The organism is Fundidesulfovibrio terrae, from assembly GCF_022808915.1.
GTDB lineage: Bacteria > Desulfobacterota > Desulfovibrionia > Desulfovibrionales > Desulfovibrionaceae > Fundidesulfovibrio > Fundidesulfovibrio terrae.
Genome location: NZ_JAKZFS010000002.1, coordinates 332,257 through 352,324 on the forward strand (window position 1 = coordinate 332,257; position 20,068 = coordinate 352,324).

General features: G+C 67.7%; 17 protein-coding genes. 4 read left to right on the forward strand and 13 right to left on the reverse strand.

Annotated features, from left to right (window positions below):
- Positions 1 to 47: 47 nt before the first annotated feature.
- A complete protein-coding gene (locus ML540_RS08685; RefSeq protein WP_243360044.1) occupies positions 48 to 911 on the reverse strand; it encodes a LysR family transcriptional regulator in 864 nt (287 codons plus the stop codon).
- 281 nt (positions 912 to 1,192) lie between these two features.
- On the opposite strand from ML540_RS08685, the gene ML540_RS08690 reads away from it, so the two are divergent.
- Positions 1,193 to 2,167 (forward strand): DMT family transporter, encoded by a 975-nt coding sequence (locus ML540_RS08690; protein ID WP_243360045.1) that lies wholly within the window; start codon positions 1,193 to 1,195, stop codon positions 2,165 to 2,167.
- Positions 2,100 to 2,303, forward strand: coding sequence for a tautomerase family protein (locus ML540_RS08695; RefSeq protein WP_243360046.1), 204 nt, complete (start codon positions 2,100 to 2,102; stop codon positions 2,301 to 2,303). The genes ML540_RS08690 and ML540_RS08695 overlap by 68 nt, the downstream gene beginning before the upstream one ends.
- A 451-nt stretch (positions 2,304 to 2,754) precedes the next feature.
- Here the strand turns inward: ML540_RS08695 and ML540_RS08700 are convergent, their stop codons facing one another.
- The 4 genes from ML540_RS08700 to ML540_RS08715 form a co-directional block, all read right to left on the reverse strand.
- Positions 2,755 to 3,246, reverse strand: a complete 492-nt coding sequence (locus tag ML540_RS08700) for a Spy/CpxP family protein refolding chaperone (protein ID WP_243360047.1) — start codon at positions 3,244 to 3,246, stop codon at positions 2,755 to 2,757.
- A gap of 213 nt (positions 3,247 to 3,459) precedes the next feature.
- Positions 3,460 to 4,050 (reverse strand): flavodoxin family protein, encoded by a 591-nt coding sequence (locus ML540_RS08705; RefSeq protein WP_243360048.1) that lies wholly within the window; start codon positions 4,048 to 4,050, stop codon positions 3,460 to 3,462.
- A gap of 96 nt (positions 4,051 to 4,146) precedes the next feature.
- On the reverse strand, positions 4,147 to 5,880 hold the full coding sequence (locus ML540_RS08710; RefSeq protein ID WP_243360049.1) for an ABC transporter ATP-binding protein/permease: 1,734 nt from the start codon (positions 5,878 to 5,880) through the stop codon (positions 4,147 to 4,149).
- A 186-nt stretch (positions 5,881 to 6,066) separates the two neighbouring features.
- Positions 6,067 to 6,621, reverse strand: coding sequence for a DUF2939 domain-containing protein (locus ML540_RS08715; protein WP_243360052.1), 555 nt, complete (start codon positions 6,619 to 6,621; stop codon positions 6,067 to 6,069).
- Positions 6,622 to 6,860: 239 nt separating this feature from the next.
- On the opposite strand from ML540_RS08715, the gene obgE reads away from it, so the two are divergent.
- Positions 6,861 to 7,889 carry a GTPase ObgE gene (gene obgE, locus ML540_RS08720; RefSeq protein ID WP_243360053.1) on the forward strand — a complete coding sequence of 343 codons (1,029 nt, stop codon included), beginning with the start codon at positions 6,861 to 6,863 and terminating at the stop codon, positions 7,887 to 7,889.
- Positions 7,886 to 8,503 (forward strand): YajG family lipoprotein, encoded by a 618-nt coding sequence (locus ML540_RS08725; protein ID WP_243360054.1) that lies wholly within the window; start codon positions 7,886 to 7,888, stop codon positions 8,501 to 8,503. Before obgE ends, ML540_RS08725 begins: the two co-directional genes overlap by 4 nt.
- Here the strand turns inward: ML540_RS08725 and ML540_RS08730 are convergent.
- The 8 genes from ML540_RS08730 to ML540_RS08765 all read right to left on the reverse strand — a co-directional run bounded on the left by ML540_RS08730 (position 8,490) and on the right by ML540_RS08765 (position 19,890).
- On the reverse strand, positions 8,490 to 10,613 hold the full coding sequence (locus tag ML540_RS08730; RefSeq protein WP_243360055.1) for a sensor histidine kinase: 2,124 nt from the start codon (positions 10,611 to 10,613) through the stop codon (positions 8,490 to 8,492). The genes ML540_RS08725 and ML540_RS08730 overlap by 14 nt on opposite strands.
- A gap of 4 nt (positions 10,614 to 10,617) precedes the next feature.
- Positions 10,618 to 12,222: a cache domain-containing protein gene (locus ML540_RS08735; RefSeq protein ID WP_243360056.1), complete on the reverse strand. Its 1,605-nt coding sequence runs from the start codon at positions 12,220 to 12,222 to the stop codon at positions 10,618 to 10,620.
- 95 nt (positions 12,223 to 12,317) lie between these two features.
- Complete coding sequence (locus tag ML540_RS08740; protein ID WP_243360851.1) at positions 12,318 to 12,872, reverse strand: FumA C-terminus/TtdB family hydratase beta subunit; 555 nt, start codon at positions 12,870 to 12,872, stop codon at positions 12,318 to 12,320.
- On the reverse strand, positions 12,872 to 13,708 hold the full coding sequence (locus ML540_RS08745; RefSeq protein WP_243360057.1) for a fumarate hydratase: 837 nt from the start codon (positions 13,706 to 13,708) through the stop codon (positions 12,872 to 12,874). Before ML540_RS08745 ends, ML540_RS08740 begins: the two co-directional genes overlap by 1 nt.
- A 79-nt stretch (positions 13,709 to 13,787) precedes the next feature.
- Positions 13,788 to 15,218 carry an anion permease gene (locus ML540_RS08750; protein ID WP_243360058.1) on the reverse strand — a complete coding sequence of 477 codons (1,431 nt, stop codon included), beginning with the start codon at positions 15,216 to 15,218 and terminating at the stop codon, positions 13,788 to 13,790.
- Between the two features lie 351 nt (positions 15,219 to 15,569).
- Positions 15,570 to 16,649 (reverse strand): dienelactone hydrolase family protein, encoded by a 1,080-nt coding sequence (locus tag ML540_RS08755; RefSeq protein WP_243360059.1) that lies wholly within the window; start codon positions 16,647 to 16,649, stop codon positions 15,570 to 15,572.
- A 113-nt stretch (positions 16,650 to 16,762) separates the two neighbouring features.
- The gene (locus ML540_RS08760; protein WP_243360061.1) at positions 16,763 to 18,178 is read right to left on the reverse strand and encodes a sigma-54-dependent transcriptional regulator; all 1,416 of its coding nucleotides are present in this window, start codon (positions 18,176 to 18,178) and stop codon (positions 16,763 to 16,765) included.
- Positions 18,175 to 19,890: a transporter substrate-binding domain-containing protein gene (locus tag ML540_RS08765; protein ID WP_243360063.1), complete on the reverse strand. Its 1,716-nt coding sequence runs from the start codon at positions 19,888 to 19,890 to the stop codon at positions 18,175 to 18,177. Before ML540_RS08765 ends, ML540_RS08760 begins: the two co-directional genes overlap by 4 nt.
- Between the last annotated feature and the right edge of the window lie 178 nt (positions 19,891 to 20,068).

Consider the following 20,068-nt stretch of genomic DNA (forward strand, 5'->3'; position numbering starts at 1 on the left):
AGTTGAATGGCATTCAATGGGGTGAATGGCGCTCAATCCTAAAGCTATCACTTGTTTGCCTCCCGCACCATCGCCGCCAGGGCCCGCACCGCCCCAGTGTCGCCGCCCGCGCGCCAGATGAGCGAGGTTTCGGCCCTGGCCAGTTCCGGCGGCAACGCGTGCACGCTCACGCCGGAGGTCCCAGACAGCATGTCCGTGACGCTGCGCGGCATGATGGCCACCCCCATGCCCGAGGCCGCGCAGCCGAGCATGGTCTGGTAGGAGCCGAGCTCCACCGTGCGTCCGGAAGCGCCTCCCCCTGCGGAAAGCCAATCCTCGAGCCGCTTGCGGTAGGCGCAGCCCTGTTTGAACACCAAAAGCGTGCGCCCCGCGATATCCGCCGGGCCGGTGATCGCCGGCCGTCCGGCCGCGTCCACCAGCACCAGTTCCTCCCGGAACGCCTCGATCTTCTCGATGCCCGGTGCGGTCACGGGCTCACTCACGAAGGCCGCGTCCAGCTTGTACCCGGCCACGTCGCGCACGAGGTCGGCCGTGGCCCCGGTGGACAGCTCCAGGGCGACTCCCGGGTAGCGCGCATGGTACTCTCCCAGAAGCTTGGGCAACCGCGAGGCCGACGTGCTCTCCATGGCCCCCAGACGGAACGGCCCCGCGGGCACGTCCCCGCGCACGCAGGCCTTGGCCTCCCCGGCCAGCAGCAGAATTCTGTCGGCGTAGTCCAGCAGCGCCCGCCCGTTTGCGGTCAATACCATGCCCCGCCCCTGCCGGGCGAAGAGTTCCGCTCCCAGTTCGGCCTCCAGGCGCGTCAAGCGCGCCGAAACTCCGGACTGTACCCGGTTGAGCTTTGACGCTGCCTGCGTGACGCCGCCCAGACGAGCCACGGTCTGGAATATCTCAAGGTCGGTCAGTTCCATCGTTCATGTCTCGCGATTATAAATATCATCATTCATCGTTTTACATGCTTCTTTTCTTCGGTAATCCTTCGCGCGGGTCAAGGCAAGCGGCGCTTGCGGCGCTCGACGGGCAACTCCCGCCCAGGCCGCAAATGCACGGACCCCGGCACAATTCCCGCCCCGGCATGGGATTCCAAAGGGGCAAGCCCCTTTGGCCGCCGGAGGCTTCCAAACCTGCGCTTCTCCCATGACTCCAAAGGTGTACGCTGATGACCGCCTCACCCTCACCATCACCATCACCCTTGCTCTCGCCAGTCCCATCCTCCTCGCGCACCGGCTACCTGGCAGGCTTCGCCGTGGTCGCCTTCTGGTCGGCCTTCATGCTGGTGAGCAGGCTCGGCCTCACCGGGGCGTCGCCCGTGACCCCCTTCGACATGCTGGCCCTGCGCCTGGCCACGGCGTCCCTGGTGCTGGCTCCGTTCTGTGGGGACATGGGCCGGGCTGTGTGGTCCTCCTGGCGGCTGTGGACCCTGGCCCTCATCGGCGGGCTGGCCTACGGTCTTCTGGTGTACGGCGGTTTCAAGCTGGCCCCGGCCACCCACGGAGCGCTGCTCTTTCCGGGGATGCTGCCCTTCGAGACGGCCATGCTGGGCTGGTGGCTCCTGGGCAGGCGTCCCGCCGGAGCGCAGTGGGGCGGTTACGCGCTCATCGCCTCGGGCCTGGCTCTGATGGCACCGCAGTTCCTGGCAGGCGCGAGCGGCGCGGACACCCTGGCCGGGGACTCCCTGCTGCTCGGATCGTCGCTGGCCTGGGCCGTGTACGGGGTGCTGGCCAAGCGTTGGAACATGGAGCCCTGGCTCCTCACGCGTTTTCTGGCCTTGGCTCCGGCCGTGGTGTATCTTCCTGTCTACGCCCTGTTTCTGCCCAAGAACCTGGGCGCGGCCGAGCCCGCGTGGCTGGCGGCCCAGGGCGTCTACCACGGCGTGGTGACCACGCTTCTGGTCATGTGGCTGTACCTGCGCGCCCAGGACAGGCTTGGCCCGGCCCGGCTGGGGGCGCTCATGGCCCTGGTCCCGGCGGTATCCGGCGGGCTGGCGGCGCTGATCCTCGGCGAGGACATGACCCCGGCCCTGGCGGTCGCGCTCACGCTGGTCAGCGCGGGCGCGTGGCTGGCCGCCAAATCGCAACCCAAACTAGGAGGAACCCTCGATGCCCTACGTCAACATCAAGATCACCCAGGAGGGCGCCAGCAAGGAAGCCAAGGCGCAGCTCATTGAGGGCGTCACCAACCTGCTGCGGGACGTCTTGGGCAAGAATCCCCAGACCACGGTGGTGGTCATCGAGGAGGTGCCCACGGACAACTGGGGCATCGGCGGCGAGACAGTGACGGTGCGCCGTGCCCGGGGGGCGTGAGCTTCGCCTGCCCATGCGAAACGAAAATCCCGGCCTTGGCCGGGATTTTCGTTTCGGAGGATCCGTTCAGGGGATGGGCAGGGGAATGATGATGTTGAACCCCGGCGGCGGTGGCGGCGGCACAAGCACCACCGGCGGCGGAGGCGGATAGTAGAACCCCGGGGGCGGCGCGTAGTAGTACCCCGGCGGTGGCGGGGGACGGTAGTACCTGGGCCTGGGGTAATAGTATCCCGGCGGGGGTACGGCATAATACGGATAGCCGTGCCCTCCTTTATACCAGCCGAGATGTCTGCCTTGGGCAAGCGCGGGAAGGGCCCCCGCGAATATCAGCGCCACGGCGAGAGCGATCGCCGATGCTGTTGTCTGGAAAGTCCGCAAGCTGGTCATGATGCCCCTCCTTGGAGCGGCGGTTCTTTGGTGACGGGACGGAGGGCCCATCCGGCGCTACGGCCTACCTGGCCTTCTTCTTGCCCCGGTTCATGCGGTTCGCGAACACGTCGTCGGCGGTCTTCTTCTGGTCGTCCGTCATGGACGCGTAGAGCTTCTCGAAGGCCGGGATGAGCTGGCGCAAGGCCTGGGCGTGCTCATCGGCCATTTCGAGGTGGATCTTCAGGTTCTCCACGGCGGTCATCGCGTCCTTTTGGGTGGACCACTTGTCCAGGAGCGTCTTCATCCTCGACGCGTTGTCGCGCATCACCTTGGCCAGGTCGTTCCAGGCCGGTTCCTGGGCGGGTGTGATGCGCAGCTGCTCGCGCAGGTCGGCGATGCGCTTTTCTACCTGCTCCGGCTTGCTGGCGTCGGCCGGGCTGGCCTTTTCCATCTTGGCTTTGGCTTGGGGTTGCTGAGCCTGGGCCGGGGGAACGGACGTGACAACGGCCAGGACGGCCAGCAGGGCCACGGCGGCGGACGCGCGCGCCGCGCGGATGATCGAGCGTGGGATCATGTGCTCCTCCATGGTTTCCGGTCCTTCGGAGTGCGCCCGGACAGCGGGCGTTCCATCGGGTCCGGAGGGCATTATGTTCCATTGTAATGGTCAAGCAGGTGCAGGAAGTCAAGCGTCCTGAATTCCGGAGCGAATTTTCCTGCGTCGCGAAAAAAAAGGACCCCGCGCCACGGCGCGGGGTCCTTGCTTGGATGACGGTCGAAAACGGGGGGATCAGGCGATCATGGCCCCCAGAGCCTTGCCGAATTCGCGGGCCTTGGCAGCCAGGGCCGGGTCCTGGGCGGCCTCCCCGGGGGGATAGTGGCACAGCGGGAACAGGCAGGAGAGGAACGGCACGCCGATGCGCTTGGCCGGGATGGACCACTGCTGTTCGAGCACCTCCAGGTTCTCTTCCACCACTCCGCCGCCGGTGGCCAGCAGGGCCAGGGGCTTGCCCGCCAGGGGCGAGAGAATTTCGTGGTTCTCCCCGAACTTGATCAGGCTGAACATGCGGTCGATGACCATCTTGGCCTGGGACGGGTAGCTGAACCAGTAGACCGGCGTGGCCAGCACCACGGCGTCGTATTCCGGCAGGGTGGCCACGGCCCGGGCCAGCCCGTCGTCCACGTGGCAGCCGTACTGCTCGCTGCCCTGGCATTTGTAGCAGGCGATGCAGCCGGGATGCTTGAAATCGAGCCGGGCCGCGTCGATCACGTCCGACGCGATGCCCATTTCCGCGAGCGCGGCCATAGCCTCCCGGGCCAGGGCCAGGGTGTTGCCCTTCTTGCGGGGGCTGCCGTGTATGAAAACGACCTTCTTGAACATGGTTCTCTCCTTGGTGTCGCTCCTGTCTTTCCGGGCGCCTGGACGTTCGCGGCCTGCGCCGCGCGCAAGCCTCGCCGCCGCTTACCGGACCCGGGTTCAGGCCGCAATGGGCGCAAGCACGGCCGTTCCCGGGCGTCCCGCGCCGATGGCCAGGCGCGAGGCGTGGAAGGACTCCAGGGTTCTGCGGTGGCCTACGCTGACCACTGCCGCGCGGGGCAGGCGTTCACGTAGCAGGGAATACAGGGCGCGTTCCCCGGCCTCGTCCATGGCCGAGGTGGCCTCATCAAGGAAGATCCAGTCCGGGGCCTGGAGCAGGAGCCTTGCGAAGGCAAGTCGTTGCTGCTCGCCGGGGGAGAGCTCCTGGGGCCAGTAGGTCTCGTCGTCCAGGCGGGAGGCCAGGTGGGCCAGGCCGCAGGCAGTGAGGGCCTCGGTGATGGCCGCATCGCTGATGCCCCCGCTGGCAGTGGGGTAGCTGGCAACGGCGCGAAGCGACCCGATGGGCAGGTAGGGCTTCTGGGGCAGGAAAGCCACCGCGCCCGTGGCGGGCATCTCGATGACGCCGCGCCCGAAGGGCCACAGCCCGGCCATGGCCCGCATGAGCGTGCTCTTGCCGCTGCCGCTGGGGCCGCTGACCAGCACGGACTGGCCGGGCTTCACCGTGAGGTCGATGGCGCGCAGCAGGGGCTCGCCGCCGGGCAGGTCCAGGTCCAGGGAGGCCAGGCGCAGCTCCCCGGCGGTTCCCGTGGCCGGGCGCAGGGCCGTGGGGTTGGTCCGGTCGGCCCGGGCCTGGTCCATGGCCTGGCCGAAGGAAGTCAGGCGGTCCACGGTGGCCTTCCAGGATGCCAGTTCGGTATAGGCGTCCACGAACCAGCTGAGGGCCCCCTGCACCCGGTTGAAGGCCGAGGCAGTCTGCATGAGTCCGCCCAGCTGGATGGCCCCGGAGAAGTAGCGCGGCGCGGCGGCCATGAAGGGGAAGATCACCGCCACCTGGCCGTAGCCGTTGGTCAGCCAGCTGAGCATCTTGCGCCGCTTCATGATGGACCACCAGTTGCGCACCACGTGGCCGAAACGCTCTCGGAAGATGGCCGATTCGTCCTTCTCGCCCCGGTACAGGGCCACGCCTTCCACGTTTTCGCGCAGGCGCACCAGGCTGAAGCGGAAGTCGGCCTCGTAGCGCTGCTGGTCGAAATTGAGCCGGATGAGCGGGCGGCCCACCAGCTTGGTGAGCCAGGTGCCCGCCACGGCGTAGACCAGGGCCACCCAGACCATGTAGCCGGGGATGTCGAAGGCGCGCCCCGAGACGGTCAGGGCAAGCGACCCCGAAAGGCCCCAGAGGATGCCGATGAAGGACACCAGCGTGACCACGGATTCCAACAGGCCGAGCGTCAGGGCCAGGGTCTGGGTGACGAAGCTGTGGATGTCGTCGGCGATGCGCTGGTCGGGGTTGTCGGTGGCCGCGCCGCGCATCTGCACTGCGTAGTAGACCTTGTCGTCAAGCCACCGGTCCAGGAAGGAGTCGGTGAGCCAGCGCCGCCAGCGTATCTGGAGCATCTGGTTCAAGTAGAGCTGGTACACGGCCACCACGATGTAGGCCGCGGCCAGCACGGTGAACTTGAGCAGCTGCTGGTAAAATCCGTCCAGGTCGTGGTTCTGGAGGGTGTCGTAGAAGTCGTTGTTCCACTTGTTGAGCAGCACCGTGATGTACACCAGGGTCAGGCTCATGGACACGATGACCGCCAGCAGTCCGCGCCCGGCCCAGCGGTCCTCGGAGAACCAGTAGGGGCGGGCGATGCGCCAGATATCCTTGATGAAGGCCAGACGATCTTTCATGAGGGGAAACGGCTCCTGGGGGCGAGGTTGGGAAGGGGACCGGACCGGGGCAAGCCTCCGCAGGCCTTAGGGACGAGCCTTTTTGGAATCCCCTTTCGGGTTTGGGTTTCGTTGCGGCGGCGCGGGAACATGGCTGCCCGGGCCCGCCCGGTCCGAACAGGAAGACGGGCCGGGCATCGGGTTCGGTTACAACGTATCTCCGGCGGCTTTCGAGACGTCTATGTCCGAGAGCTTCCATTGGGTGCCCTGGCGGGCGAAGACCAGCTTGAGCACGGCGTTGCCCTTGAGTTGCGCGCTGACCACGTAGCGGTCGAACCCGACGAGTTCCGTGCTGGCTCGGCCGAAGAGCCGCTCGGAGGGCGTGGACGGGGTTTTTCCGGGAACGTCCGGGGCGGCTGCGGCGGCGCCGCGCAGCATGGCCAGCACGCCCTCCGGGGTGGTCACGCCCTGCACCAGCGCGCCGATGACGCTGTCGGCCAAAACCTGGCCCAGAAGGCCCAGGAGCCCGCCCGGTCCGCCTTGCCCGGCCGGGGGCATTCCGCCCTGCAGGCGGGCCGCCTCGCGGCTCTTGATGTTGGAGCGGATGGCCTCGAGGTCCAGCCAGGGGGCCAGCAGGGCCGGGTCATCGCGGTCCATGGAGAGTTGCACGGCTTGATAGGCCTTGGAAGGCTGGGCGTGCAGCCAGGCCCCGAACACGGCCAGGGCAGCAATGGACACGCAGAGGATGATGGTGGTGCGCATGGTCCCCGTCTAACACGAAGCGCCCCGGCGCGCCACACCGGACGGTTTGACTTGGCGTGCGCCCGGTACTAGGAGGGGGTTCATGGACCTGGACGCCCTGTTCATGGGCCTGGCGCTCATTGCGCTCTTCATCGCGCTGGTGGTGTTGGGAAAAAAACCACCCGGCGGCGGACCAAAGCCTTGACGTGGCGGCCCGGGGGCCGTATCGCGGCCCGCTATCCAAGTAAGGACTATCATCTATGCGATTCATCGACGAAGCAGTCATAACGGTCGTGTCCGGCAAGGGCGGCCGGGGGTGCATTGCCTTCAGGCGCGAGAAGTACATCCCCTTCGGCGGCCCCAACGGCGGCGACGGCGGCAAGGGCGGAGACGTGATCTTCCGCGTCTCCCCGAGCCTGCTCACGCTCTACGACCTGCGGCTCAAGCGCCGCTACGAGGCCAAGAACGGCCAGATGGGCCTGGGCTGGCAGTGCAACGGCAAGAACGCCGACGACCTGGTGGTGGAGGTGCCCCAGGGCACCCTCATCTACGAGCTGGACGAGGAGGCCGGGACCGAGCGCCTGGCCGCCGACCTCACCCAGATAGGCGAGGAGTGGGTCGCCGTCCACGGCGGGCGCGGCGGCAAGGGCAACATGCACTTCAAGACCTCCACCAACCGCGCCCCGCGCTTCGCCCAGCCCGGCGAGCCCGGAGAGGAGAAGCGCCTGCGCATGGAACTCCGGCTGCTGGCCGAGGTGGGCATCATCGGGCTTCCCAACGCGGGCAAGTCCACGCTCATCTCCGCCGTGTCGGCCGCTCGCCCCAAGATCGCGCCCTATCCCTTCACCACCCTGGCCCCCAACCTGGGGGTGATCCAGGGCGAGGACGGCGTGCAACTGGTGGCGGCGGACATCCCCGGGCTCATCGAGGGGGCGCACGAGGGCCAGGGCCTGGGCCACGATTTTCTTAAGCACGTCTCGCGCACGCGGGTGCTGGTGCACCTCCTCGCCGCCGAGGAGACCGAGGGGGACGACCCCTTCGCCGGGTTCTCCCTGGTGGACGAGGAGTTGGTCCGCTACGATCCTGAACTGGCCAAGCGGCCGCAGCTGCGCGCCGTGAACAAGGTGGACACCCTAAGCCCCGAGCGCCTGGCCGAACTCAAGGCCGCTGCCCGGGAACGCGGTCTGGACATACGCTTCATCTCCGCCAAGTTCGGGAACGGATTGGAAAAACTGGTGGAAGCCATGTGGGCCTTGACCGCCAAGATGAAACAGGAGCAACAAGGATGAAACGCCGTATTGCCGCCCTCGTGGCGATTGTCTCGTTCGTGTGGCTTGCCGGATGTTCGCCCCTTCCGCCCCAGAGCGTGAGCCTGGCCCCCCACGTGAAGGTCCCCACCGGAAACGTGGGCAAGGGCAAGACCGTGGCCCTGAAGGTCGTGGACGGACGCGGCGACAAGATCGTCGGCTACCGCGACACCGACGGCGCCAGGACCGCCCCCATCAAGGTGGAGGGTGAACTCACCAAGTCTGTGGGAGAGGCCGCCGAGCGCACCCTTTCGGAACTGGGCTTCAAGCCCGTGCCTTTCAAGGATGGCGCTCCCCTGTCCATGACCATCACCATCCGCGAGCTCTCCTATTCGGCCCAGTCCGCCACGGTGACCCGCAAGGTGGCGGTGAAGTGCGTGGTGTCCGCCCGCGTGGTCAACGGTCCCGGCACCTGGGAAGGATCCTTCCCCGTAGCCCAGGAAAAGGAAGTGGTCAGCACTCCGGACGAGAACGCCAACGCCCGGTTCGTCAACGACGTGCTGTCCGAGTCGCTCTCCATGCTCCTCTCGGACCCGGAGATGGTGCAGTATCTGGGCAAGGACACCCTGCAGGGCAAGCCCATCAAGGGGGAGTAGGCAGGGGAAACGTAATCAGCACGGCGGTCCCCCGGGTGCGTTCCGGGAAATCGACCGCGCCGCCCAGCTGATCCGCGAGCGCCATGATGAGCTCCATGCCGAGCCCATGGCGCTCGCCTTTTTTCACGTCCGGGGAAATCCCCCGCCCGTCGTCCTCCACCAGGAGCCGCCCCTGTCCGTAGGCCCCCTCGAGGGCCACGCGCACCTCGCCGCTTCCCCCGTCGAAGGCGTGCTTGAGCGCGTTGGTGGTCAGTTCGTTGGCCAGGAGCGCCAGGGGCATGGCCCGGTCCAGGGGCAGCAGCAGGGCCGGGCCCTGGCATGAGAAATCCACACGCTGACCGGGCAGGGCCAGGGTGGACGCAAGCGTCCCGCACAGGCTCGACAGGTATTGGGCCATGTTCACGGCCGAGAAATTCTCGGCCGTGTAGAGCAGTTCGTGGATGAGCGCGATGGAGCGCACCCGGCCGCGCATGTCCTCGAAAGCTTGCTCCACCTGGGGCGAGGCCAGGAAATCCCGGGATTCGAGGCTCAAGAGGCTAGAGATGATCTGGAGGTTGTTCTTGACCCGGTGGTGGATCTCCTTGAGCAGCAGCTCCTTTTCCCTGAGCGATCGCACCAGCTGTTCCTCGTAGGTGCGCTGGGCGGTCACGTCCATGCACACTCCCCGGTAGCCCGCGAAGCGGCCTTCGGCGTCCAGGAGCACCGTGGCGTTGGTGCGCAGGCAGACCTGCCCGCCGCCGCGGGCCTGATGCCAGGCCTCCACGTCCCTGATGGGGGCCAGGGCGGCGGAGGACATCTCGAACAGGGCCTGGATGCGCTCGCGCTCGCCGGGGATCAGGAACTCCCGAAAGTGCCTACCCCGCATCTCCCAGGGCTGGTAGCCGATGATTTCCTCCACACGCCCGGATGACAGGGTGAACCGTCCCCGGGCGTCGAGCTCCCATATCCAGTCGGAGAGCTTGGAGACGATGTCCTTGAAGCGCCTGCGGCTGGCACGGAGCGCGCTGTGGATGGTCTCGCGGTCCCGGGCGCGTTTTTCCAGGGACTGGGCCATGGAATCGAACGTCCCGGCTAGCCCGGCCAGTTCGCGAGGCGCGTAGCCCCGACCTGCCCTGGCTCCCAGGTCGCCCCGGGCGATTTTTCCGGCAGCGGCGGTGATGCGCGTGATCGGCCGGACCACGGTTCTTTCTCCCAGGCCCAGGGCCGCCGCCATGGCCAGGATGGCGGCCACGGTCATGAGCGCCAGGGACGTGCTCTGCTCGCGGTACGCGGCGGACAGCACGGCCGCTTCGGGCAGCCCGACCATGATGGCGGCGTAGGGCGGCTGGTCCGGGGCCAGGCGCAGCCGCTTGAAGGCGAAGATCATCCGGACCCCGTCCGAGCTGGTGGTCTCGAAGGTGCCCTGTTCGTCCGGCCCGGAGATGCGCGACAACGCTTCCGGACGGATCAGCCCGCCCAGGGGGTTGGTGTCCGGCTTGTCCGGGCTGTGGAACAGGCGTCTGCCCGAACGGTCGACGACGCTCACGACGCTGCCCTTGGGCAGGGAGAGCTCCGCCAGCAGGCGCGCATAGGATGTCAGGCGCAGGGTGGCCACCAGCACCAGGCGCACATGGCCGTCGGGTCCCAGCACCGGGCAGGCGTAGGGGAACACCGGCTCGAAGGCCATGCGGCTCACCATGTACTCCCCGGCCGAAAAACTCTTGTGGGAGAGGGCTTCGCGGATGTGCGCCCGGTCGGCCACATTGACCCGCATCGCGGGCAGGGCCGACGCCAGCACGTCACCCGCAGGGGAGACGGCCAGGATGTTGGCGTATTCGGGGTGCTTTTCCAGGAGCGACTTGAACAGGCTTGTGCACGCGGCCATATCGCCCTCCCGGACTTCGGGCATCTCGGCCAGGGTCTCGGTGAGGGATTGGACCGCGGCGGTCATGTCCTTCTGCACGTAGGCGAACCCCGCGGTCAGGTTCAGGGCGCCCTGGCGGGCATTCTCCAGGGCCGCGTCACGCTGGCCCGCCCCTATGTGCCAGATGATGCCCAGGGCGGGCAGGGTGCTCAGGACGATGAGCCCGATGAGGCAGGCCCTGATGGACACGACATTGGGCGTGACCATGGGCTCATTCTCCCGGCAGGGCCAAGCTTACGGTGGTGCCCCGGCCCGGTTCGCTTCGGATGCTGAGCGAACCGCCGTGCTCCTGCACGGCCCGGTTGGCCTTGGTCAGGCCCATGCCCACGCCCACGGACTTGGTGGTGTAGAAGGGGTCCAGCAGGTACTGGAGCTCCGCATCCGCGATGCCCTTCCCCGTGTCGGCCACGAGAAGTTCGCTCCCTTCCCCGGCTGCGCGCCCCTCCAGGCGGACGCTTCCGCCATCCGGGGGAAGCGCCTCCACGGCGTTGATCGCCACCTCCTTGAGGGCCATGGACAGGAGGTCCTGGTCCCCGAACACCGGGACGTCCGCACCCTCGACCTCCCAGCGCACAGGGACGCCCAGGCTGGCGGCGCACTCCCGCCCGGCCGCCAGGGCGTCCTCCAGTATCCGCCCGGCCGGGGCCGTCCGGGCGAGCCCCAGGTGGATGGAGCTGTACTCCTTCACCGCCGAGGTGATGTGCTCGATGCGGCGGGCGGCGTCGATGATGCCGTCCAGATAGTCAAGGTAGTGTTCCTTGAGGGTCGGCTTCTTCATGAGAAGCCCGGCCAGCCCTCCGATGATGGTGGTGGGGTTGCGCAGCTGGTGGGCCACGGCCGAGGATATCTTCTGCAGGCTCTCGATGCGCAGGGTGACCTGGGCCTCCACTTCGCGCCCGGCCTTCTGCACCTCGATGAGCGCCTGCTCGGCCTGGGCGGCCTTTTCCTCGGCCTCCTCCCGGCGGGCGTGTATCTCCTGGATGTTGCGCCTGAGGATGGCGGTCATGTCGTTGAGGGCGGCCTGGAGGCGCGAGGCTTCGTCCCTGCCCCGGGCGCTCAGGCTCACGTTCAGGTCCCCGGCCGCGATGCGCTCGGCGGCCATGGTGGCTTCCTCCATGGGCCCGGCCACGCTGTGGGCGATCATCAGGCACAGGGCGCACAGCACGGCGATCAGGGTCACGGTCAGCACCCCAGACGCAGTCAGGGCCTTTTCGAAGAATTCGTTGATGAAGCTGGCGATATGGGCCATCTCCCGGTCCACGTTGTCGATGTAGACCCCGGTTCCCACCCAGAAGTCGGTGCCGGGGATCATCTCGGCGTAGGAGAGCTTGCGCTCCACGACGCCCGAGGGCTTGGGGAAGATGTAGCGCACGAACCCGCCCCCGGCCTGGGCCTGGCGGGCCAGCTCGTAGACGTAGCGTACGCCCTCGCGGTCGGTGAAGGCCCCCAGGTCCGCGCCTTCCAGGTCGGGGCGCGCGGGCAGGGCCACGTTGACGGTGCCGGAGTATACGAAGAAATATCCCGATGCGTCCTCCTCGAAGCGCACCGGGCCCAGTATATTGCGCATGAACTCGCGCCGCCGGTCGTCCTCGGGCACCAGCTTCAGGGCTTCGCTCAGGGTCAGGGCCATGGAGTGCACCGCGGCCTTGATCTTGCTCTTCTCGCTTTCCAGCATGAGCGCCTGGGTATGGTGCACCACGGCATCTTCAAGGCGCATGGAAATGACGGCGGTGCTCATGAGCGCAGAGGCCGAGAACAGGATCACGAGGCCCACCAGGCCGAAAAGCCGGGTGGATATGGCGAATCGCCTGAGCATGCTTCCCCCGTCGGGTGAGGCGGCTTTCCAACGAAAGCATATCACGTTCGCAGGGGGAAATCACCGGTTTTGCGGTGATAATCGCACGATGGCGGTCAGGAAAGGGCCGCTCCGAGGTCTGGCGTGGCGTGGATGTCGCCTCCGTGGCAGTCGCACAGCACCACCAGGGGAAAATCCTCCACCGTGAGGGCGAACACGGCCTCGGGGCCGAGTTCCGGATAGGCAATGGCGCGCGCGCTCTTGATGCGCAGCGACAGAAGCGCGCCCGCGCCGCCGGTCGCTCCCAGGTAGACGGCGCGAAGCCGGGCCAGGTCGCTGCGCAGCTCCGGGCTGCGCCTGCCCTTGCCGATGGTGGCCCGCACGCCCGCCGCGTGCAGCCGGGCGGCGAAGGGGTCCATGCGGCTGGCGGAGCTGGGACCGGCCGCGCCGATGGGGCGGTCCGGGGTCATGGGGCTCGGCCCCACGTAGTAGATCACCGCCCCCTCCAGGGGGAACGGCGGGGAGACGCCCCGGTCCAGGTCGTCCAGGATGCGTTGGTGGGCGTCCTCGCGGGCCGTGTACAGGGTTCCGGTCAGGTAGACCACGTCCCCGGCGCGCAGGTTCTCCGCGTTGTCTTCGGTCAGGGGCGTAGTCAGGGCGTGGGTCCTGATCACAGCAGCACCTCCCTCTTCCTGGCGCAGTGGCATTGAATGTACACCGCAAGCGGCATCGCGTCAGGATGGCAGGGTGCTGACAGGACCTTGACCCCAAGGCATGTCGTCCGTCCGCCCAGGCCCAGGGGGCCGGTGCCGAGCTTGTTGACCGATTCCAGGAGCATGTCTTCCAAGAGGGCCAGGGCCGGGTCCGGGTGGACGTCGTCCAGCGGGCGCAGCAGGGCCTTCTTGGCGTTCAGCGCCGCCAGCTCGAAGCTTCCTCCCGCACCCACCCCCACCAGCACCGGCGCGCACACCCCATGGGCTGCCTCGGAAACGCAACCCACCACGAAATCGCGTACGCCCTCGAAGCCCAGGCTGGGACGCAGCATGGCCACCTTGGAGGCGTTGTCCGCGCTGGCCCCCTCCGGGGTCATGACGATGCGCAGGCAGTCTCCGGGCACCACGTCGAAATGGATCACCGCCGGGGAGTTGTCCCCCCGGTTCACCCTGCTGAACGGGTCGCAGGTGGACTTGCGCAGGTAGCCCTCGCGGTATCCGCGCACCATGCCCTCGTTGATGGCCTGGCGCAGGGGCATGTCCGCCACGCGCACGTCCTGGCCCTTTTCCACGTGGAAGACGGCCACGCCGCAGTCCTGGCACAGGGGCAGCCCCAGGGTGGCCGAAAGTTCGGCGTTGTCGGAGAGCTGGCGCAGGGATTCGCGCCCCATGGGGGTCTCCTGGGATCGGCGGTGCAGGAAGGCCCGGCGGATGTCCGGCGGGAGGATGCGGTTGGCGTCGATGCACAGGGCCGCGACCTCGTCGATGACGGTCTGGGCGGCGATGATCCTCATGCGGACTCCTTGAGGATTGCGCCCCCGCCCCGGAACGGGTCCGGGGCGAGGGCGGCGCGAGGAGGAACAGCTTGGGAGATTAGGCCCGGGCCAGGTTCCAGGGGAAGCCGATCAGCAGGAACACGCCCAGGTAGATCGCGCCGAACACCAGGCCCAGCACCCAGAAGTCCTTGCCCTTGATGTAGCCCGATCCGTAGTAGATGGGCGAAGGTCCGGTGCCGTAGGGAGTGATCACGCCCATGATCCCGAGCGTGGAGCACAACAGCATGGACACCAGCGGGATATTGATCCCCGGGACGGCCATGGCCGCGGCCAGCATCACCGGCAGCATGGCCGCCACGTGGGCGGTGACGCTGGCGAACATGTAGTGGCTCAGGAAGAAAATGACCACCAGTCCGAGCATGGCCGCCGTGGGGGACAGGCCCGCCAGGGAGCCGGAGATGGACTTGGCGAACCACTCCAGGAAGCCGGTCTTGGCCAGGCCGCCGGCCAGGGTGACCAGGGTGGCGAACCAGGCCAGCACGTTCCAGGCCTGCTTGTTGCCTACGATGTCGTCCCAGCTGACAACCTTGAACAGGGCCATGAGGCAGATGGCCGCGATGGCCACGGTGGTGCCGTTGATTTCCTTGCCCAGGAAGATCCAGCAGGCCAGGGCTCCGGCAGCGAGGAGTCCCATGACGATCTCGCGAAAGGAGACGGGGCCCAGCTTGGAAAGTTCCGCGCCAGCCCAGGCCGGGGCGTCGTCGGAGGACTTCTTGGTGGGCGGGTAGAGGATGTAGGCCAGAAGCGGGGTCACGGCGAAGAGGATCAGGCCCACGGGCAGGAAGCTCATGAACCAGTCGTTCCAGCTGAGCGACACCTTGGCGGTCTTCTCAACCAGGGACTGGGCCAGCAGGTTGGGGGCCAGGGCGGTGAGGAACATGGAGGAGGTGACGCAGGTGGTGGCCAGGGCGGTCCACATCAGGTAGGCCCCCAGGCCGCGCGGGTTGTTCTCCGGGGTGGAGCCGTAGAGCGGGGGGATGTTCTTGATGATGGGGAAGATGGTGCCGCCGCTGCGGGCCGTGTTGGAGGGCATGAACGGGGCCAGCACCAGGTCGGCCAGGGCCACGGCGTAGCCCAGGCCCAGGGCGCGCCTGCCCATGAGCTTGATGAGCGACAACGCGATGCGCTTGCCCAGCCCGGTCTTTTCGTAGCCCAGGGCGAACATGAAGGCCGCGAAGATGAGCCACACCGTGCCGTCGGAGAAGCCGGACAGGGCCCAGCTGATGGACGCGGCGGCCGTGCCGGGCTTTCCCGGGGCGGCGGGGACGAGGTTGAGCACGGCGGCCAGGGACACGCCGATCAGGCCGGCCAAGGCCGGAGCGATGGGTTCCAGAACCAGCGCGGCCACCACGGCCACGAACACGGCGAAATACGTCCATGCTCCGCCGGACAGGCCGGCGGGAGCGGGGATGGCCCAGACGGCCAGCCCGGCGATCACGGGGATCAGGGCCTTCACATTCACTTTCATAGCGTCTCCTCGTTGCATGACGGCCCGGACCACCACTCAGCCTTCCGCTCCGGGCCCAGGCGGAAGGGACTGCCCATTGGAGGCTGGCGAGCGGGGAGCTCGCCAGGAGCCTCGCCCCGAACGACCACAGCAGGGAATATGCCAACAACGCTTGAACAGCTCAACAATCTGGAATGAAAAGAGAAAACGACTCTTCCGGGCGTTTTGCGTCCGGCGAAGGGGCATAACCTGGGCTATGCCTGGCTTGGCGATATCATGGAAATTTTGAGAAATCGAGGTGTTGCGGCCCATTCCCTGGGGAATGGGCATGAAAACGGTTATGGGGGTTTGGCGGGCCTGAAGGGGTGAGCGCTACCTGGGCTTGTCGTCAAGCATGACCGGGGTGCAGCCGTCGTTGCCGTTGCTTCTGCAGTTCTCAGTGGCCTTTTCGAGGGCTTCCTGCGCGGTCCGCTTGCCCGTGGACCAACCGTAGCCGCCGCGCGAGCCCATGACGAAGGCCTTGTGGGGCGGGGCGTCCAGGTAGTTTTCGAAGGCCTGCCTGCCGCTCTCCGCGAGCTTGCCGGGAGGGGAAACCCTGGTCCGCTCCGCCGGCAGGGGCTTCTCGCGGAGCTTAAGCCCGTGGGCGGCCAGGAACGCGTCCACGATGGGGGTCCATTGGGGAATGCCCTTGCGCGAGAACAGATGGTGCCCGTCCTCCCCGAAGGCCGGGGCCATGACGAATTCCGCCCTGCCCCCGGCCGAGTTGAAGGCGGCGTGGAGCTCCCGGGCAAGCCTGGGGCCGAAGAAATGGTCGTTCTCGCTGTAGACGAACAGCACGGGAATGCGCGCCGTCCGGCCGTATTGCGCGAAGGCGCCCACGAGGTTCGATTCCTTTTTCACCACGTCCGGGGCGGTGGAGCCCTTGCCCCCGGCGAAATTGACCGCCGCCACCACGCCCTGCGGCGGATCGGCGGCCAGGGCCAGCGTGGCCAGTCCTCCGGCCGACTGCCCCACGCAGACTATCCTGGCCGGGTCCACGTAGGGCATGGCCTTCATGATGCGGATGGCCTCGCGGATGTCCTCGGCGGCCGTGCGCCCCGAAGCGGCGTAGTCGGGGTTGTCCCCCGTGCCCACGGTTTCCGCGAAGCCCCCGGCGGACGCACCGAAGCCCCGGCGCATGAACACCAGCACCACGAAGCCCCGGCGGGCGAACTCCTCGGCCTCGCGCAGCCGCGAGACCGCGTTCATGCCCGGCATGTCCTTTTTGTCCCTGGGGGAGCCGTGGCTGATCACCACCAGCGGGTGGCGGCCGGGCTCCCCGGGCCTGACAATCACCGCTTCCAATGGGGTGGGCTCCTGGCCGGGGCCGAACCTGGCCGGGAGGGCCGTCTCCTCCATCACCAGCGCGGCCAGCGCTCGGGAGACGCCCCCGGGGCACAATCCTGCCAGCAAGACGGCCAAAAGCAGGATTGCGCGCGAGCGGGAGGTCCGCTTGCGTTGCGGGAACGAGCATGCGGAAAGTGCGGGTATGGGGTCCTCCCTCGAGGATGGCGCGGCCGGAAAGGTCATCCGTTCTCAGCGCGGCGGGTGAGCTTGAGGCGCTTGCTGAGTGCCGGCTGGGAGATGCCCAGCAGGCGCGCGGCCAGGGTCTGGTTGCCGCCGGATCGCTCAAGGGCCTCGTCCACCAGGAACTGGGCGGCCTCGGAGAAGCTGGGCAGGCGCTCGAAGCTCGCGAACGGGTTCACCTCGGGCGCGGGCTGGGCCAGGGCCTCGGCCTGGCCGATGGCCTTGTGGAAGGTCTCCATGGAGAGCATGCGGTCGCGGTGGACGCTCACGGCGTCGTAGACCATGGCCCGCAGCTCGCGCACGTTGCCCGGGAAGGAGTAGGCCGACAGGCGGCGGACCAGTTCGCGCGGCGGGGTGGGCATGCGCTTGCCCAGGGCGCGGGCGGCCTCCTCCAGGAAGTGGTGCAGCAGGGGCTCGATGTCCTCCTTGCGCTCGCGTAAGGGGGGGACGTGCACGTGGTGGGTGCGCAGCCGGTAGTAGAGGTCGCGCCGAAAGCCTCCCGCGGCTTCCTTGGCGGCCAGGTTCTGGTGGGTGGCCACCACGATGCGGGCGCTGGTGCGCCGGGGCTGGTCGCTGCCCAGGGGAAAGTACTCTCCCTCCTGGATCAGGCGCAAAAGCTTCACCTGGGAGGCCACGGAGAGGTCGCCGATCTCGTCCAGAAAGAGCGTTCCGCCGGAGGCCTCCTCCACCATGCCCTTGCGGGGCGCGTCCGCGCCGGTGAAGGCCCCACGCACGTGTCCGAACAGGGTGTCAGCGAAGACCGCGTCGTCGAGCCCGGCCACGTTCACCGACACCAGCGGCCCCTTGCGCCCGCTCAGGCCGTGGGCGGCGCGGACCAGGTTCTCCTTGCCGGTGCCGGATTCCCCGGTGACCAGCAGGGGCTGCGGACTGTGGGCCACGGCCTCGATGTAGGCGAAAATGGCCTGCATGGCCCGGCTGCGGGTGATGATGGAGCTGAAGGCCCCGGGGTCCAGGGGACCGCCCGAGGCCAGGCGGCTCAATGCCTGGCGGTTCTCGTCGCGCAGCTCCAGCATGCGCACGGCGCGCAGCACGCCGGTGACGATGCGGTCTTCCTCGTCGGTCTTCACGAAATAGTCGTAGGCCCCGAGCTTCATGCAGCGCACGGCGCTTTCGAGCTGGTTCAAGCCGCTGACGATGATGCAGGCGATGTCCGGATGGCGCTCGCCGATGCGGGCCAGCAGTTCCTCGCCGGGGAGGCCGGGCATGGTCAGGTCAAGCAGGGCCAGACCGACGTTTTCGCGCTCGAGCACATCCAGGGCCTCGCTGCCGCTTCCGCAGGCGACGGTGTTGGTGATTCCGGCCGAGGATTCCAGGGTCAGGGTGAGCGAGCGCAGCCAGGCGGGCTCGTCGTCCACCAGGAGGATCTTGAAGGAAGGATAGAGGGCGTCGTTCATTGCCGGTGGTCCTCACGGGCTGCGGGCAGGCGCAGGGTCACCACGGTTCCCTGTCCCTGGACCGAGGAAAATTCAAGAGTGCCGCCAAGCTCCTTGACGATGCCCGCAGACACGGAGAGCCCCAGGCCCGTGCCGCCGCTCTCGCGCTTGGTGGTGAAGAAGGGGTCGGTCAGGCGGGGCATGTGGTCGGGGGCGATGCCTGTCCCCTCGTCGCGCACCGCCACGAGCACCCCGTCGCCGTCCGCCTGTGTGGATATCTCCACGGCCCGGTCCTGGTCCGGCAGGGCCTGGCAGGCGTTGAGCACCAGGTTGATGACCACCTGCTCGATGCGCTGGGAGCTGCCAAGGACCTTGGGCAGCTCCGGGGCGTAGTCCGCCTTGAAGCGTCGCGTGGCCTTGCGGATGGCCGCGTCCACCAGGCGCACGGCCTTGGCGGCGGCCGCGTTCACATCCACGGGCTCGCGCCCGGCCCCTTCCTCGAAGCGGGCGAAGTCCTTGAGGTCGTTGACGATGCGCTTGATGCGCTGGGCCCCTTCCAGCATCTCGTCGAGCATCACGGGCAGCTCCTCGCGCATGCGCCGGTAGGGGATGCCCCCCAGGGTGAGGCCGCCGTGCCTTTCGTCGTATTCGTCCAGGATGCGCGTCGTGTCGGCCTGGGCCTTCTTGAGGATGGGCAGGTTGAGGAGGATCAGCCCGTTGGGGTTGTTGATCTCGTGGGCCACGCCGGACACCAGGATGCCAAGCGCCGCCATCTTGTCGGCCTGCACCAGCTGCTGCTGGTTGTTGCGCAGCTGGTCCAGCGCCCCGGTGAGCGAGAGGGTGCGCTCCGCCACCTTCTTGCGCAAAACGTGCGACCAGAAGGCCGTTCCCAAAAGCAGGGCCACCAGCGGCGCGAGCACCATGGACAGGGCCTTCAGGGCCTGGTCCCACTTGATGGGCCGGTTTTCCAGCACGCCCAGCCACTTGCGGCGGATTTCCTCGTATTTGCCCGTCTGGTTCAGAATGGCCAGTCCCTCGCTGAAGCGGGCCAGCAGCACCTCGTTGCCCTTCTTGACCGCGAAGCCGTAGCGCATGGTGGCCACGGTGCCCGAGGCCACCTCCAGGTTGTCCAGCTTGTTCTCCCGGATGATGTACATGCCCGGCAGCATGGCCGTGACGGCGTAGTCGCACCGGCCCGAGGCCAGCAGGCGCAGGGCGTCGGCCGGGGTGTCGGCGAAGGCGAGGTCATTCTCGAAGCCCATCCGGCGCAGGGTGTCGTGCATGATGCCGCCCTTGTGCAGGGCCACGATATGCCCCTTCAGGTCCTCCAGGGACGAGACCGGGGGGGAACCCTGGCGGGTGAAGATGGCGTGGTTGACGATGGTGTGGGGCGGGGTGAAGTCCACCTCGTGCTGGACCCGCTCGTCGGAGTAGGACATGCCCTCGAGGATGTCCACGTGCCCCTCGGCCAGGGCGGTGCGCATCTCGTTCCAGGCTCCCAGGCGGAACTCCACCTGCATGCCCATGACCTCGGCGATGGCCCGGGAGAGATCCACGTTGTAGCCTGCGGGGTGGCCGTTCTTGTCCAGGAACTCGTAGGGGGGATAATCGCGGTCGCCGCCCACGATGATGGGGCGGCTCACGCCGGGCACGTCCTGGGCCAGACAGGGGCCCGCCAGCAGCAGGAGAACGGCCGCAATCCTGGCGGACAGGAATAAGATGTGAAATTTCAAGGTGTTTGTCCGTGGCGGGACGCATCGGGCCTCGGCGCGGCCCCCCGCCTGGGCGGGGCTATAGCGGAGGCCGGGCCGCAAGCCAAGGGGGCGCTTCCCCTTACGGCAGGCGGGGATTCCCCTTCGCCTGCGTAAAGGGCGGCCACGTATTGCCGCAGCGGCTCAGGGAAAGTGTTGA

Excerpts from the sequence above, each read along its gene's own strand:
- ML540_RS08685 (WP_243360044.1), bottom strand. The coding sequence starts at position 911 with ATGGAACTGACCGACCTTGAGATATTCCAGACCGTGGCTCGTCTGGGC.
- ML540_RS08695 (WP_243360046.1), top strand. The coding sequence starts at position 2,100 with ATGCCCTACGTCAACATCAAGATCACCCAGGAGGGCGCCAGCAAGGAA.
- ML540_RS08700 (WP_243360047.1), bottom strand. The coding sequence starts at position 3,246 with ATGATCCCACGCTCGATCATCCGCGCGGCGCGCGCGTCCGCCGCCGTG.
- ML540_RS08705 (WP_243360048.1), bottom strand. The coding sequence starts at position 4,050 with ATGTTCAAGAAGGTCGTTTTCATACACGGCAGCCCCCGCAAGAAGGGC.
- ML540_RS08710 (WP_243360049.1), bottom strand. The coding sequence starts at position 5,880 with ATGAAAGATCGTCTGGCCTTCATCAAGGATATCTGGCGCATCGCCCGC.
- ML540_RS08715 (WP_243360052.1), bottom strand. The coding sequence starts at position 6,621 with ATGCGCACCACCATCATCCTCTGCGTGTCCATTGCTGCCCTGGCCGTG.
- obgE (WP_243360053.1), top strand. The coding sequence starts at position 6,861 with ATGCGATTCATCGACGAAGCAGTCATAACGGTCGTGTCCGGCAAGGGC.
- ML540_RS08725 (WP_243360054.1), top strand. The coding sequence starts at position 7,886 with ATGAAACGCCGTATTGCCGCCCTCGTGGCGATTGTCTCGTTCGTGTGG.
- ML540_RS08730 (WP_243360055.1), bottom strand. The coding sequence starts at position 10,613 with ATGGTCACGCCCAATGTCGTGTCCATCAGGGCCTGCCTCATCGGGCTC.
- ML540_RS08735 (WP_243360056.1), bottom strand. The coding sequence starts at position 12,222 with ATGCTCAGGCGATTCGCCATATCCACCCGGCTTTTCGGCCTGGTGGGC.
- ML540_RS08745 (WP_243360057.1), bottom strand. The coding sequence starts at position 13,708 with ATGAGGATCATCGCCGCCCAGACCGTCATCGACGAGGTCGCGGCCCTG.
- ML540_RS08750 (WP_243360058.1), bottom strand. The coding sequence starts at position 15,218 with ATGAAAGTGAATGTGAAGGCCCTGATCCCCGTGATCGCCGGGCTGGCC.
- ML540_RS08760 (WP_243360061.1), bottom strand. The coding sequence starts at position 18,178 with ATGAACGACGCCCTCTATCCTTCCTTCAAGATCCTCCTGGTGGACGAC.